Origin of the sequence: Streptomyces sp. NPDC093094, assembly GCF_044754345.1 — a bacterium.
GTDB lineage: Bacteria > Actinomycetota > Actinomycetes > Streptomycetales > Streptomycetaceae > Streptomyces.
Genome location: NZ_JBIVOX010000010.1, coordinates 162,649 through 177,212, shown reverse-complemented (window position 1 = coordinate 177,212; position 14,564 = coordinate 162,649). Strand labels below are relative to the sequence as shown.

Annotated in this window: 9 protein-coding genes; 1 reads left to right on the top strand and 8 read right to left on the bottom strand. The window is 75.9% G+C overall.

What is annotated here, in order from left to right:
- Positions 1-27 precede the first annotated feature (27 nt).
- From ACIQGV_RS22965 to ACIQGV_RS22955, 3 genes are all read right to left on the bottom strand, one after another.
- Positions 28-1,089 carry a nitrous oxide reductase family maturation protein NosD gene (locus ACIQGV_RS22965; protein ID WP_402496928.1) on the bottom strand — a complete coding sequence of 354 codons (1,062 nt, stop codon included), beginning with the start codon at positions 1,087-1,089 and terminating at the stop codon, positions 28-30.
- Between the two features lie 86 nt (positions 1,090-1,175).
- Positions 1,176-1,655, bottom strand: a complete 480-nt coding sequence (locus tag ACIQGV_RS22960) for a hypothetical protein (RefSeq protein WP_402496927.1) — start codon at positions 1,653-1,655, stop codon at positions 1,176-1,178.
- A gap of 295 nt (positions 1,656-1,950) precedes the next feature.
- Positions 1,951-2,871 (bottom strand): NADP-dependent oxidoreductase, encoded by a 921-nt coding sequence (locus tag ACIQGV_RS22955; protein ID WP_402496926.1) that lies wholly within the window; start codon positions 2,869-2,871, stop codon positions 1,951-1,953.
- Between the two features lie 196 nt (positions 2,872-3,067).
- Here ACIQGV_RS22955 and ACIQGV_RS22950 point away from each other — a divergent pair, with 196 nt between their 5' ends.
- Entirely contained in the window at positions 3,068-6,163 is a 3,096-nt protein-coding gene (locus tag ACIQGV_RS22950; RefSeq protein WP_402496925.1) for a CHAT domain-containing protein, read from the top strand.
- 3 nt (positions 6,164-6,166) lie between these two features.
- Here the strand turns inward: ACIQGV_RS22950 and ACIQGV_RS22945 are convergent, their stop codons facing one another.
- The 5 genes from ACIQGV_RS22945 to ACIQGV_RS22925 all read right to left on the bottom strand — a co-directional run bounded on the left by ACIQGV_RS22945 (position 6,167) and on the right by ACIQGV_RS22925 (position 14,546).
- Entirely contained in the window at positions 6,167-7,288 is a 1,122-nt protein-coding gene (locus tag ACIQGV_RS22945) for an MBL fold metallo-hydrolase (protein ID WP_402496924.1), read from the bottom strand.
- The gene (locus ACIQGV_RS22940; RefSeq protein WP_402496923.1) at positions 7,285-10,371 is read right to left on the bottom strand and encodes a hypothetical protein; all 3,087 of its coding nucleotides are present in this window, start codon (positions 10,369-10,371) and stop codon (positions 7,285-7,287) included. The genes ACIQGV_RS22945 and ACIQGV_RS22940 overlap by 4 nt, the downstream gene beginning before the upstream one ends.
- Positions 10,372-10,588: 217 nt before the next feature.
- Positions 10,589-12,433 (bottom strand): GMC family oxidoreductase N-terminal domain-containing protein, encoded by a 1,845-nt coding sequence (locus ACIQGV_RS22935; RefSeq protein ID WP_402496922.1) that lies wholly within the window; start codon positions 12,431-12,433, stop codon positions 10,589-10,591.
- Positions 12,430-13,863, bottom strand: coding sequence for a hypothetical protein (locus ACIQGV_RS22930; protein ID WP_402496921.1), 1,434 nt, complete (start codon positions 13,861-13,863; stop codon positions 12,430-12,432). Before ACIQGV_RS22930 ends, ACIQGV_RS22935 begins: the two co-directional genes overlap by 4 nt.
- Positions 13,860-14,546: a FadR/GntR family transcriptional regulator gene (locus ACIQGV_RS22925; protein WP_402496920.1), complete on the bottom strand. Its 687-nt coding sequence runs from the start codon at positions 14,544-14,546 to the stop codon at positions 13,860-13,862. The genes ACIQGV_RS22930 and ACIQGV_RS22925 overlap by 4 nt, the downstream gene beginning before the upstream one ends.
- Between the last annotated feature and the right edge of the window lie 18 nt (positions 14,547-14,564).

Here is a 14,564-nt window from a genome sequence, read left to right as displayed (position 1 = left end):
CCTCTTCCGGTCCCCGGGCGGCCGTGGTCAGCACAGGCCCTCGGGCTGCGACGCCCGGCAGTTGTTGTGCTCGAAGATGTTGGTCGTCGCCGCCGGGTCGGTGTTGACGAGGTCGGCGGGGGAGTTGCCGTCCAGGACGTTGCCGCTGATCCGGTTCCGCTCGTTGGCCGAGCCCACGAAGCTCTTGAACAGGACGATGCCGCCCGACAGGGAGGAGGTGCCGGCGTTGTCCCGGACCAGGTTCCGTGTGACCAGGGTTTCCTCGGCACCGGTCACGACGATGCCGGAGCCCTGGAGGGCCTCCAGCCGCGCGGTCTTCGGGCAGGACTTGTTGTTGGCGACGACGAGGTTGCCGGCCACGGTCAGGGCGCCGGCCTTCGGCGTGTTCTCGTCCCCGACGACGAACACGCCGGCGCAGTTGCCGGTGATCTGGTTGCCCGCGACGACGAGGTTGCGCAGCCGCCGGACGGTGACACCGATCCGGTTGCCCTCCATGCGGTTGTGCGCGACCACGGCTCCCTGGCTGTCCGAGGCGCCGTCCTCGCGCGCGACGGCGTTGGCGAGGAACAGGCCCGCGTCACCGTTGTTCCGGACGGTGTTGCGCCGGAACTCCCCGCGGACGGAGTGCTCCTGGGCGATGCCCCACACGCCGTTCTCGGTCGCGGTGACCTTCCGTACGTTCAGCCGGTCCGTCTCCGTGGCGAACAGGCCCGACCTGGTGAAGCCGGTCACCGTCAGGGAGGCCACGGTGACGTTCTCGACGCTGCGGTCGGCGGTGCCCGTCACACAGATGCCGTTGCCGCTCTGGGCACAGGTGCCCGCGGCCTTCTCGGCGGCCGGGCGGATCACGGTGCGGCTGCCCAGGCCCCTCAGTGTCACCCCGGAGGTGCTGATCTCGACGCTCTCGTGGTAGGTGCCGGAGAGCAGCTGGACGGTGTCGCCGGCCACGGCCGCGTCCACCGCCTTCTGGATCGACTGGCCCGGCAGGACCACATGGACCCTGGGGACGGCGGCCGGGGGAGCGGCTCCGATCCCGGCGCCCATGAGCGCCGCGGCGCACGCCAGGTATGCGATATGACATTTCTTCATACTTCACACGATATGCGGCAGATCCGGGCGGACCGGTCGACTAGGCCACCCGGTGGCGTGTCACGGCTTTGCGGCGGAGGCGGCGGTCACGGCCGGCCGGGGGACCGGCCCGCGCCGCACCGGATCCACCAGCCCTCCAGGACCTGCTGGACCGGGACCTCCCGCAGACCGGGGTGCTCGACGGTCCGGGCGGCGGCACGGGGGCGGGTCACGGTGGCTCCGTGCGTGGTGCGTGCGGCGGCGGACCCCTCGGTGCGGGACTCCGGCGCGCGTACCACGGCCACCATGTCCTGGCCGCCGTGCCCCTGCGTGACCCTCTCGTCGTACAGGGCGCGGCAGACGTCGAGGAGCGGTGACGGGGCCGCAGCCTGTACCGCGAAGTCGCGGGCGGGCGGCTCGGGCGCCTTCGTCCGGGAGACCGCGCCGGCCAGGGTGACCAGGGTGAGGTTCACCGAGGACTTCATCAACGGCGCGCCCGGGACCGCGCCGCAGCCGAACGGTCCGTGGCGCAGGGGCGCGAGCAGGGGACGTACCGAGTCCCCGGCCTCCGGAGCGCCCGTAGGCATCCCCGCCGGGCGGCCCTGCTCCGCCGGGACGCGGGGGCCGGAGACCGGGGCCTCGGCGTACCGGCCGCCTCCGGCGGGGCGGAAGGACAGACGTACAGGCGGACGGGGTCCGCCCGGCGCAGCGCAGCCGGGCGACAGGCGTCCGCCGGAAAGGACCGCAGCCGCCGAGGCCGCCGGTCGCGCACGGCGCACGACACGTGCGCAACGACCGCAACGACCGCAACGACCGCGACGACCGCGACGACCGCGACGACCGCGACGACGTGGTGCGGCCGGGCGCGCGGGGGTCACCCGGTCAGGGGACGATCACCAGCTTGCCTCGGGTGCGGCCGGTGCGGCTCGCGTCGAACGCCGCGGCCGTGTCGTCCAGCGCGAAGGTGGCGGCGACCTCCACCGTCAGGGCGCCGCGGTCGACCGCGGCGGCCAGCTCCGCCAGCTTCGCGCCGTCCGGGCGCACCCAGATCCACGATCCGCCGTGCTCCTGCACCGAGGGGTCCGCGACGGAGGCGTGACGGCCGCCGGGCGCCAGCACGGCCAGCGTCACCTCCAGCTGCCCGCCGACGAAGTCGGCCACGGCGGACACCCCGTCGGGGGCCAGCTCCCGCACCCGCTCCGCGAGCCCGTCGCCGTGCGCGACCGGCTCCGCGCCCAGCTCCCGCAGGAAGCCGTGATTGCGTGCCGACGCCGTGCCGATCACCCGGGCACCCCGCTCCACGGCGAGTTGCACTCCCAGACTTCCCACCCCGCCCGACGCCCCGTGCACCAGCAGGGTGTCGCCCTTGCCGGCGCCCAGCCGGTCCAGCGTGCGCAGCGCGGTCAGACCGGCCAGCGGCAGCCCCGCGGCCTGGGCCCAGTCCAGCCCGGCCGGCTTGCGCGCCACCGCCACCGCGTCGACCGCCACGTACTGCGCGAAGGTGCCCGCGTGCACCGCGTCCTTGCGGGCGTACGCCATCACCTCGTCACCGGCGGCGAACTCGGGGACGTCCGGCCCGTTGCCGACGACCACACCGGCCACGTCCCAGCCGGGGATCACCGGGAACACCGTGTCCATCAGGCCGTCCAGCCCACCCGCCATGACCTTCCAGTCCACCGGGTTGACCCCGGCCGCCCGGACCTCGACGAGCACCTGTCCGGGGGCGACCTTGGGGTCGGGCACCTCGCCGATCCGCAGGCGGGAGTTGTCGGGGGCGTAGGCGTCGTACGTGACCGCGCGCATACGGGGGACCTCCTGGAACCACCGTCACATGAAAGGGACGATCGAGTACATCACGCGGAGGATCACCGTGCGGGAAAGCCCACGCCGGTCGAGCCGGGACGGCCCGCGGCACGGAGCCCGGACCGGAAGGCCGCCGCGGGGTCCTCATCAGCCGTTTCCCGGGACGCAACGGATCAACTCCCCCTATTCTCACCGGATGAGCTCGCACGACGGCCCCACGCTCGCGGACCTGGGCCGAGGACTGACCGCAGCCGATCCCTCCACCGACGCCTGGACCCGGGCCGCCCTGGTGTACGTGACACGCCTGCACGAGGGCGACCTGGAGGAGTCCGTCGTGCCGCGCCACGGCGAACTGCGCGACGACGGCATAAGAGTGGCGGGCACCCTCCTGGACGGCCGGGAACTGCCGCCCGAGGACCGCGCCGCGGTGGCCGACTTCCGCGCGCACGCGCTCGTCGAACGGTTCCGTGAACAGGGCCTGTACGCCGACCTGGAGGCGGCGTTGCAGGTCAGAAGGACGGAGGCCGCCCACCGGGACTCCCCGTGGGCCTGCGAGGCACAGATCAACCTCGCCGCCGCCCTGCTGGTGTCCTGGGACCACACGGAACGCCAGGACCATCTGGAGGCCGCCGGGGCCGCGCTGCGGGCGGCCCGGGACCTCGCCAGGACCCCGGAGCAGCGGGCCGCCGTGCACGGCGGGCTCGGCAACGTCCACAGCAGCCTCTACGACCTGCACCGCCGCCCCGCCGACCTGGGGGCGGCCGTCGAGGCGTTCGGCGCCGCCGCGGACTCGCCCGACCCCGGCCTCGCCCACCAGGCGCAGGCGTCGCTGGCCTCCTCGCTGCTGGAACGCTTCCACTCCCCCTCCGGCGACGCACAGGACCTGGCGGAGGCCGAACGGTTCGTCAGGTCGTCCCTGGCCGCCGACCCCGCCTCCCTGCACCGCCGCCATGTGCTGGCCAGGATCCTGCGCGACCGTCACGAGCACGACGGCGACGGACCGAGCCTCGAAGAGGCATGGCGGCTGATCGCCCGGATCCTGGACGAGGTCCCCCGGGGCGCACCCGGACGCGGCGAGTACGTCGCCACCGCGTCCGCCGTCTCCTTCACCCGCCACCTCGTCCACCACGACCGGACCGTGCTCACGGAGGCCCTCGACCTCGTCGAGGAGGCCCTGCGGCACCCGGAGACGGGCCCGCAGGGACGCGCCGTGCTGGCGAACCAGGCATGTCTGCTGCTCACCGAGCGCTTCACCCTGGACGGCACCCGGGCGGACATCGACCGCGCCGTCGAGCTGGCCCTCGGCAGCCTGCGGGGCACGCAGCTGCGCCGCGACATCGAACTGGTCCTGCGCACCAACTGCGCCGGGGCCCTGCACCGCCGCTACGAGACGTACGGGACACGCCGTGACCTGATGCAGGGCATCAACCTCGTCCGGTGGGTCACCGGACACGCCTCCCACGCCTACGAGAAGGCCGCGGCACTCCACACCCTCGCCCTGCTGCTGGGCGACAAGGCCCAGCTCTCCCAGGACCCGGCCCACTTCGACGACGCCCTCGCACGGACGGAGGAGGCGCTGGCACTGACGCCCGGGTCCTCCGCCGAGCGGGCGGCCACCCTCGTCAACCAGGCCGGCCTGCTCGCCGACCGGGCCCGGGCGGCCGGTGAGCCGGCCCCCGTCGACCGGCTGATCGAGATCCTGGAGGAGGCGCGGGCGGCGTCGTCCGGGAACTCCGCCGTCGGTGCCCGCGCCGCCCATCTCCTCGGCTGCCACCTGGCGGAGCGCTCCGGACTCCACGCCCCGGCCGCCCCGGCTCCCACCGGGCGGACCCTCACCGAGCGGGAGGCGGCCGACCTCGTCCGGGCCACCGAGGCGTGGCAGGAGGCGATCGCGCTGGAGGAGCCCTTCCTCAGCATCGAGGCGGGCCAGCGGATCGGCAACGCGGCCTGCGCCCTGGAGCGCTGGGAGGCGGCCGTCATCGGCTACGGGGCCGCCCTCGACGCCGCGGACGAGCTCGCGGCCCGGCGCACCCGGGACGCCGACCGGGAACTGGCCCGGTTCCAGGTCCAGGGCGTCGCCGCGGCCGCCGCCTACGCCGCCGTCCGGGCCGAGGCCGCGGGCGACGCCGTGGTCTGCCTCGAACAGGGGGCGGCGACCCTGCTCGCCCGCTCGCTCGGACGATCGCCCGAACGGCCCGGGGTCGACGACGTCCTCACGGCCGCGCGGACTCTCGGCGGACCGCTCGTCTACTGGGCGGCCACCCTCGCCGGCGGGATCGCCGTCGTCGTCCACCCCGGCGGGACGGCGACCGCACACCTCCTCGACGGCCTCACCACCACCGAGGTCGACGCACGGCTGGCGGCGCTGGAGGCCGCCTTCGGGGAGCAGGACGGCGCCGACGTCCTCGGCACCTGGAGCGCGGCCGTGCGGGAACTGCTGGACTGGGTGTGGGAGACGGCCGTGGCCCCCGTCGCGGACGAGATCGACGGCAGCGCCGTGACCGGCCTGGTGCCCGTCGGCCGCCTCGCCTCGCTGCCGCTGGCCGCGGCGGCTCCCGAGGGCGGCAGACCGCTGCTGGCGCGCACCGTCCCCCGGCTGCTGCCGGGCAGCGCGGCCGTCCGGGCCGCCCCGCCCTGGCCCGGTTCCCCGCTCGTCGTCCTCGCCTGCGACCCCGGACAGGGGACCACCGCGCTTCCGTACGCCGAGGCCGAGACGGACGAAGTGGCCGGATGCTACGCGCGCGTACGCCGGTTCGGCACACGGCGGGCCTCTCCCCGGGCGCCGGCCGCCGGGGCGGGACGGGTCCTGCGCACACCGGGGGCGACGACCGGCTCCCCGGCCGCGGCGCGGCCCGGTGAGGCGCAGCGGTGGATCGAGGCGCTGAGCGGCGCCGACGTCGCCCATGTGGTGTGCCACTACGACCTCGACGCGGACCGGCCCCTGCGTTCCGTCCTGCGGCTGGGCGGAGGCATCGAGGTGGGGGAGCTGCTGGAGCACCGCCTGCCGGACGCGCCGCATCTCGTGCTCAGCGCCTGCGACACGGCGCTGTCCGGTGTCCGCCTGCCGGACGAGGTGATCGGGCTGGGCACCGTCCTGCTGGCCTGCGGAGCCCGGTCCGTCGTCGCGTCGCTGTGGCCCCTCGACGACGAACTCGCGAAGATGTTCATGGGCCGCTATCACCGGCTGCTCTCCGCCGGTGTGGAACCGGCCCGCGCGCTCGCCGCCGCGCAGCGCGCCGCGGCCGTGGACCAGCCGTCGGTGGTGTGGCCCGCCCTCGTCCACATGGGCTGAGGCTCACACCGGGACGGGCGCCCTGGTCACCGTGCCGCCCGGTCCGACCACCAGCGCGATGCCGTGCTCACCCGGCCGCGGATACACGGCGCGGTATCCCAGCCGCAGCGCGAGACGGGGATCGGCGTACCGCGCGGTGCTGGGGACACGGTGGTTGAACCAGAACGTCGGCCGGGACGAGGCGAGGATCAGCCGGGCCATCGCCCGCAGGCTCGGATGCCTGCCCTCGCCCGGCCGGTAGGGGGCCTCGGTGCGCCCCACCGGCCGGCCGCCGTCGGTCGACAGCAGCCACTGCTCGCAGCCGAGCCCGTCGAGCAGCGCGTCGCTGACGTTGTACGGGCTGCCGTGGTGGGGGACCGTGCACAGGTCCACCGTGCGGTCAGGCAGCCGCGCCAGGGACGCGGTGAGGACCTCCGCGTGGGCGTCCGCCGCGAACAGCACCCGGGTGCCGTCGGCGGCGTGTTCGGCGAGCAGGGCGATGCTGGAGCCGTTGAACGCGCTGCGGTCCCTGGTGTAGGCGGCGGCCAGCCGCCGCCAGGGGACGGCGGGTCCGCGCCGCGGGCCACCGAGCAGATCCGCCGGCGGCGGCTGCGCGGGCACGGCGCGTGCGGCGAGCCTGCGGTCCCACTCCTCGCGCAGCTTCCGCAGCTCCTCCCACGTCGGCGACAGCAGCGTCAGCCGGAGACCGCCGAGGTCGCGGCTCGGCAGCTCGGCCCCGGGGCCCTCGGGGACGACGACCGGCGCGCCTCCGAATCGGCGGTTCCACGGGGTGCCGGTCGACGTCAGCAGCTCCGTGAGCCGGTGCGCCAGGGCGGGGCCGAGCCGGTCCGGAGGCTGGAGGTGGTGATGGCCGTTGAACCAGAAGTCGTGGGTCCAAAAGCCCTCCGGCGGCGCCGCCAGCAGCTCCACCAGACCGCCGATGTGGTCGTCGTCGATGTGCGTGCCCACGACGAGCTCGAACTCCCGCTCCGGCACCGGCTGCCGCTCCAGGCGCCGCGCGAGGCTCTCCCGTCCGGCCGCCCGGGTGCCTCCGTCGATCAGCAGGCGCCGCCGGACGGGGCCGTCGTCCCACTCCACCCAGAAGCAGTCGCCCTCGCGGGCCGGCAGGGCCTCCACCGTGATCACCGGACCTCCTCCCGCGGAGGAACCCGCAGCTCCCAGTCCGTGTCCCCGAACCCGATCAGCGCCAGCACACAGGCCGCGCCCTCGACGATCAGCGCCCGCCGCGCGTGCAGCAGCGCCTCGCCCAGGGACGCTCCGCCCGGCTCGGCCGCCCTGGCTCTGAACTCGCGCAGCAGGCGCACTCCGACGGGCACGACATGCCGTGCGAGCACGGGAGCCAGTGTGCCCACCACGCCCGGAGCCCCGTCGCCCAGCAGCATCGCGGAGGCGTCGGAGAGCAGGCGGTCGGTGCCGGCGGTGCTGCACCCCAGCAGGAACACCACCGGCTGGGGGCCGTCCTCGGTGAACAGGAACTCCATCCCGTCCATGACGCGCCGGGTGTCGTCCTCGCCGAGGCTCAGTACGCCGTACTCGCTGCTGTCCTCGTCGGAGTGGGGGTAGAGCAGCACGATCCCCGGTGGTGTCCGGCGGTCGCGCAACTTCTGCACGAGGTCCTTGAGGGCGGCCCAGTCGGTCGCGAGGTTCGGCTCGCCGATCGCCTCGGCGGTCAGGGCCGCGGTGGCTTCCGTCCATGCCTTCTCGTCGTTGTGGTCGGCGCGTTCGGAGGCGGCGGCGCACACCGGGTCGAGGACGCAGGAGTGCCGTTGCGCGTCCGGGCTCTCGGCGACGGCGTAGCCGGGGTCCGTGTCGCGCAGCCGGACATGCCGCTCGACCACCTTGGACGTGCCCCAGAACCCGAACGGACACACGACGGCCCTGTTCCCCCGCTCCGGGCACTCCTCGCAGTCGGGACGGTCCACCAGGCCGGGGGCGTGCGCGCACAGCGTCAGTGCGGCGTCGGGGTCCAGGGCCCGGTCGTAGATCAGCTCCAGCGGCAGCACGATGCCGGGGCGCGCGGTGTAGACGGAGACGCTGCGGGCGTTCCGCAGCCGGCGCAGCAGCGGGTCGTTGTCCCAGTCGGACCTGATGAACAGGCTCTTGCGCAGCGCGCGGCCGCAGCGGGCCAGTTCGACGAGGGTGTCGGTGAAACCCCGGCTCCCGTACGGGCCCACGGAGTCCGGGGAGAGGGCCATCCTGGTGAGGGCGCCGAGGAGCTGGTCCATGCTGGTGCCGAGGTTCACCGGCTGGCCGATGCGCAGTTCGTCGTCGGCCTGGGCGGCGAGCAGCGGCACTCCGGACGCGGTGCGGTTCACGACGAGCACCGCGTCGTGCGCCCGCATCAGGTCCAGTCCGTCGGTGGGGGCACGCAGCACCGACTCGGTGCGGAACACCGGCGGTTCGGGGGCGCCGACCCGGCCGGTCAGGACGCCCGACTGGAGGAACCGGCCCCGGCACGTCACCACGACCCTGATCTCGACGGCCGACCCCGGGGGGCCCGCGCGGAAGCCGAACACGGTGGAGGTGCTGTCGCCGTCCCCGGGCAGCTCGATCTCGGCCCGGTGTGCCGCCCGGTCCCGCGGTGTCACGGGCGTCAGTTCGGTCGCCAGGACGGTGAGCCGGTGGGTGGCTCCCGGCGGCAGGGCCTCCGACGGGAACCGCTCCGGTTGCGGGCCGGTGCCGCCCTCCCCGGTGATCCGGACGCGGAGCCGGAACTCCCGGTGGGGAGCGATGCGTTCGAGGGGCGTGACGCCGTCCCGTCCGACGGGCTCGGCGCGCAGGAACCGTGAGGGGACGTGCCGTGCCCTGCGGGCCGCCTCCCGCAGCCGCTCCGCCGTCCGCCGGGTCACGGCGACGGCGTCACGGCCGGGAGCCGCCCGCAGGGCGCGGCCCAGCCGCTGCTCCTCGCCGGGCGGCAGCATGCCGGGAGCCAGGGAGGCCAGCAGGGGGCGGACGCGCATGCCGTCGAGGAAGCGCGGATCGGCCGCGATCAGGGGTGGTGGCGCCCCGCAGGCCCGGGCCGCCTGCCACAGCGCCGTGTCCAGCGGCTCGTCCAGTGCCAGCCGCCCGAGCAGGACGCTCAGCCAGCGCTCCGGCGAGAGCCCGGGGTGAGCCACCGCCGACAGGGCGGACCGATGGCGGGCGCCCTGGTCCCGCAGGATCCGGGCGGCGTGGCGCGGGTCCGCCGAGGACACGACGCCGATCACCGCCGTCGCCCCGGCCGGCTCGTCCTCGCCGTCCGCGCCGTCCGCGCCGTCCCCGTCCGGGGCGTTCGGGCCGGGCAGCAGCAGGAGCGAGGTGCGGTTCCAGCGCCCGGACGGGGTCACCAGGGTGGTGAGGCCGGCCTCCTCACGGGCTGCCGTGAGCAGCCGTTGGCGCAGCCCCTCCCCGACGGGCTCCCGCGCATGTGTGCCCAGGACCGGCACGACGGGGCCGGGAGCCACCGTCAGCCGCAGCGGCCAGCTCCAGCGCGCGATCCGCTCCGGCTCGGCCATACGGGCCCCGTGCACGACGGAGAGCACGGCGGTCCCGCCGGACAGCTCCCCGGCGAGCGACGCCTCCCGGCCGGGCCCGTCCGTCACCAGCAGCCGGACGCCGTCCCGGCCGGAACCCGCGGCGATCTGCCACATGTCCGCCAGCGAGGCCACGTCCTCGGTGTGCCTGCGGAGCCAGGCCAGGGGGTCGGCCCAGGCCAGCAGCGGGGGGACCCGGCCGTCCAGCACACCGGGCCGGGCCCGCAGAAGGTCCTCCGCCCGGTCCATGAAGGCCGCGCCGTCGAGCGCGAGCGCGGCCGCCAGCCCGGCGGCCACCAGCGTGTCCGTGATCTGCCGGTCCCCGGCGTCGGAACCCAGCAGCCGGGCGGCCTCGCGCCGGGCCCGGCCGGGTGCCTCGTCCTCGGCGCGGGCGGCCCTCAGCAGATCCTGCGCGACCTCCGACCAGGACGGGCCGGCGCGTTCCGGGCCGCCCGCCGGCCCGGAGAGGTCCGTCTCGAACCACGGCGCCAGGAACGCGCGGACGCCCGGGTAACCGTCGACCAGCCGGAGCAGCCGCCCTGCCGTCGCGGCGCGCTCGCCGTCGTTCCCGGCGGCCGCCGTCGCCTCGACGAGTTCGAGCAGACGCGGGCGCAGTTCCGGCCAGTCGTCCCCGGTCAGGGCGGGCAGCTCGCCCCACAGCCGGGCCAGCGCGGCGGCGGCGTGACGGTCGCTCATCCGGCCGCCCCCGCGCACAGCGCGCCGCCGGAACCGCCGTACGCCCTTCGCGCCGACCGGGCCACGGCGCACGACCGGGTCGACGCGCACGCGGAACCGCGGGGGTGCCGCCCGGCGACCCCGCCCGGTAAGAGGTCCGCCCGGTGGGGTGACTCCACACTGCCGACGTGCATGCGTGCACAGTAGTGGTCCCCGAGGCGGCAGGCACACACACCGGTCAGCGGCGCAGATGCGCCTCCGTGACGGCCGACGCCGCGGCCATGACGCTCACCTGCGGATTGACCTCGGGACAGGAAGGCAGGACGGAGGCGTCGGCGATCAGGACGCCGTGCACACCGCGCAGTCGCCCGTCGGGCCCGGCCGGACAGCGCTGCGCGTCGGCACCCGCGGCGACGGTTCCGGTGGGATGGTAGGCGGACAGATGGAGTTCGTGCGCGCCGGTGCGGTCGAGCAGGTCCCGCAGTTCCCGCGGGCCGCGTACCCGGGGCGTGGCGGGGACACCGGTCAGCACCTCCTCGGCGCCGGCCGCGAAGAGCAGTTCGCCCATCGCCCGCACGGCCCGCACCAGCCGTCCGGCGTCGCGGCGGTGGAGGTCGTACCGGATCAGCGTGCGGTCGCGGCCGAGGACCCGCCCGGAGGGCAGGTCGGCGACCATCGCGCCGAGGGTGGCGAGCCGGTGGGCGTCCTCCAGTTCGCGGCGCAGCCCGGTGCCCAGGCCGGGCAGGACGAAGGTGCCCATCCCGGGCGGGGTGGCGGTGGCCTCGACGAGGACGCCGTGACGGCGGTGGTGCTCCTCCACACCGACGCTCTGCAGCACCCCCTCCCAGGCGGTGACCGGTTCGGCGAAGCGTCCCGCGAGGGTGGTGGCGGGATGGACGCTCAGATTGCGGCCCAGCCAGGGGTGGCGGCCCAGGCCCGAGCGCCGCAGCAGCGGAGGCGACTGCAGGGCACCGGCGGCGACGACGACCAGCGGGGCGAGGATCTCGAAGCTGCCCGCGGGGTGACGGACCCGCACCCCGGCCGCGCGGGGCCCGCCCGGACGGTCGGGGTCGACGAGGACGGCCTGCGCCCTCGCCCCGGTGACGATCCGGGCTCCGGCCGCGCACGCGTCGGGCAGCACGGACACCTGCACGCTCTGCTTGGCACCCGAGGGACAGCCCACCACACACTCGCAGGAGCCCCGGCAGCCGGGCGCGTTGCGGCGCAGCGGAGCGGCGACCCAGCCGAGGGCACGGGCGCCGTCGAGCGCGATCCGGCCGTTGGCGCCGAGGACGTCCAGCGGCTGCCGGGCCACCCCCAGAGTGCGCTCGGCCTCGTCCAGGTGGCGGCCGAAGTCCTCCGCGGGCGCGAACCCGAACTCACCGCTCCAGCGGTCCAGGACATGGTCCGGGGTGCGGTAGCAGGTCCCGGAGTTGACCAGCGTGGTGCCGCCGACGGCACGGCCGGTCGGCAGCAGCACCGGGGCCCGGCCCAGGGCGACGGTGGCGCCGCCGTCCCGGTACAGGCCGGTGAACCGCTCCAGCGGGGTGCGCCGCCGGAAGCTCTCGGTGTCGTGATGGTGCCCCTCTTCGAGGACGACGACGTCGAGCCCGGCCCGTGCCAGCGCCCGGGCGGCCGTGGCGCCGCCCGCTCCGGAGCCGACGACGACGGCGTCCGCCGTGCTGCGGGCCGGCCACGCCGCGGCGGGCGTGCAGTCGAGCGGCGGGTCGGGGCGGAGCGGGGCGCCGCGCACCGGGGGAGCGGTGTGGAGCATCCGCTCGGTTCCGGCCGCCAGCAGGACCGGCACCTTGAGCAGCTCCAGCAGCCGCAGCGACGACGGCCGCGCGGCGAGCGAGTCGAGCACCGTCTGCCGCTCGCCCGGGGTGAGCGCCGTCAGCGAACGCCCGGTGCGTGCCCGCGCGTACGCGTCCACGCCCCGGGCCGCCGCCGTGAACGCGGCGCGCATGGCGGGCGGCAGGGAGGCGAGCACCGTCTCCAGCCGCGCGGGCACGCCCGCCGTCCACCCGGCGGTGCCGTCGTCGGCGACGAGGGCGGCGACCAGACCGGTCAGGGCCGCGCTCACCGGGTGCCCACCTCGGCGTGCGCGGTGCCGTCGAGCGTCCACCGGGCCTCGGTGCGCCAGCCGCCCGGCCGCCGCCGCTCCAGCAGCACCCGCGCGTCGGCGCGTTCGCTGTTGCGGCACACCGACGGGGAGCCGTCCGGGTCGGCGTAGTCGAGCGTCAGGGTGCGCTCCGGGGGCTGGGTGACCTCCACCCGGATCCGGTGCAGCCCGCTGCGCCCCGTGACCGTCCACACGGGCAGTCCGATGCGGGCGCGGAAGCGCCCGAGGCCGGCCCAGCCGGCGGCGGCCCGCTCCGGGCGGCGCGGCCAGGTGCGCCCGGCGCGGCGCAGCCGCAGGAAGACGAGCGGAGGGAGCCGTCGCAGCACCGGCCTCGTGGACACGGCGGCGACGATCTCCAGTACGTCCCCGCCGCCGAGGTCGGCGTGCAGCCAGGCCCAGCGGCGGGCGTTGCCGTGACCGTAGATGCGGGCGGAGGCGCCGGGGGCGCCGGTCAGACGCAGGGTCGTGCCGTCGTGGGTGAAGGTCCCGTCGTAGCGGGCGCGGGCGGCGGGCAGGATCTGCGCGGCGGGCAGCAGCGGCCGGCGCCAGGACCAGCGGGGGAAGGTGAACAGCGGCTCGTCCGCGGGCTGTTCGGCCAGATCCCACCGCCAGGCGCCGTCCTGTGCGGAGCCGGTCAGCCGGCCCGGCCGTACGCGGACGCCGTCCGCGCTGAAGCCGCTCTCGCCGGCCGGCCACGGGGCGGGTCCGAAGCGGGTGTGCCGTACGGGCCCCTCCTTCGGGAACAGCGCCGCCCAGCCGTGCGCGTACGGTTCGGATCCGTCGGCGGGCGCCGTGAGTTCATGGTGCAGCCACACCCCGCTGCCGGTCTCCGGGTCGGTGAGGGTGGTGTACCAGACCTCCGTACGGCCGGCCTCGCCGCGCCAGCGCGGCCCGGTGAACGCGGAAGCGGCCTCACGGCGCGGGAGACGCCAGCTCGCCAGGAACGGCAGCGTCTGCGCCGCGAGGGGGAAGCGCAGCACTCCGGCGCCGATCCGTGTGCCGTCCTCGTAGAGCGTGTAAGGCAGCACGGTCATCGAGGTCAGGGGCCGTCGCGGGGTCACGGACTTCCAGCCGTCGAGGGCGAGGCGGCGGCCGTCGGCGGTGAAGGCGAGGCGGTAGCGGATACGCCGCCGGGCCAGCGGGGAGATCTCCATCCCGCCCTCGACCGCGGCGTTCCCGGTGAGGCCGTCGATCCGGATCCGGCCGGTGGCCCGGGCCTCGGTGGTGCGGGCCGGGCGCAGCACACGGTCCGCGGTGACCCGCAGCTCCAGGCGCACCTGACGGGCGCGGCCGTCGCCCTCGTCCAGGCGGAGCGTGCCGAGCATCGTCTCGGCGAAGACCGTGCCCCGGCGGGCGCGGCCGGTGTCCGCGCCTCCGTGCGCGGCGCTCACCGGAGCCCCTCCAGCATGATCCGCTCGGTGGTGGCCAGATACTCCTCGGCCGCCGTCCGCGCCGCGGCCGGGTCCGCGGCGAGGACCGCCTCGACGACCGGTGCGAGCCGCTCGTGGGCGGACCCGGCGTCGGTGAACGGGCCGACGAGCGAGGCGCGGACCGGGAGATAGGCGTTGAAGAGGGTGTTGGTGAGAAGGACGTAGACCCGGTTGCCGGTCGCGCGGGCCAGAGCCCGGTGCACCTCCACGTCGGCCAGCTGCACGGCGTCACCGTCCGGTGCCTCGTCCACCGCCGCGAGCAGGCTCCGCAGCCCGGCCCGCTGGCCGGCGGTCGCCCGCAGTGCGGCGCGCTCGGCGATCAACGCGCCGATGTGGCGCCGCACTTCGAAGATCTCGCCGATCCAGTCGGGGCTGTGCCGCACCAGCATGGGCAGCAGATCGGCCCCGCCGAGGCGCAGATAGTCCCGCACCCGGGTGCCCACGCCGTGCCGTGTCTCCAGCAGACCGGCCTGCGCCAGACGCCCGAAGGCGTGCTTGAGCGTGGTCCGGGTGACGCCGTAGCCGTCGGCGAGCGTGCGCTCCGGCGGCAGCAGACTCCCCGCCGGATGACGCCCGTCGAGGATGTCCTCGCGGAGGCGGCCCTCCAGCACGTCGACGAGGGTTTCGCGCGGAAGTGTCTCCATACCGTCCTCCGGTGGCTC

Excerpts from the sequence above, each read along its gene's own strand:
- ACIQGV_RS22940 (WP_402496923.1), bottom strand. The coding sequence starts at position 10,371 with ATGAGCGACCGTCACGCCGCCGCCGCGCTGGCCCGGCTGTGGGGCGAG.
- ACIQGV_RS22960 (WP_402496927.1), bottom strand. The coding sequence starts at position 1,655 with ATGCCTACGGGCGCTCCGGAGGCCGGGGACTCGGTACGTCCCCTGCTC.
- ACIQGV_RS22925 (WP_402496920.1), bottom strand. The coding sequence starts at position 14,546 with ATGGAGACACTTCCGCGCGAAACCCTCGTCGACGTGCTGGAGGGCCGC.
- ACIQGV_RS22950 (WP_402496925.1), top strand. The coding sequence starts at position 3,068 with ATGAGCTCGCACGACGGCCCCACGCTCGCGGACCTGGGCCGAGGACTG.
- ACIQGV_RS22955 (WP_402496926.1), bottom strand. The coding sequence starts at position 2,871 with ATGCGCGCGGTCACGTACGACGCCTACGCCCCCGACAACTCCCGCCTG.
- ACIQGV_RS22965 (WP_402496928.1), bottom strand. The coding sequence starts at position 1,089 with ATGAAGAAATGTCATATCGCATACCTGGCGTGCGCCGCGGCGCTCATG.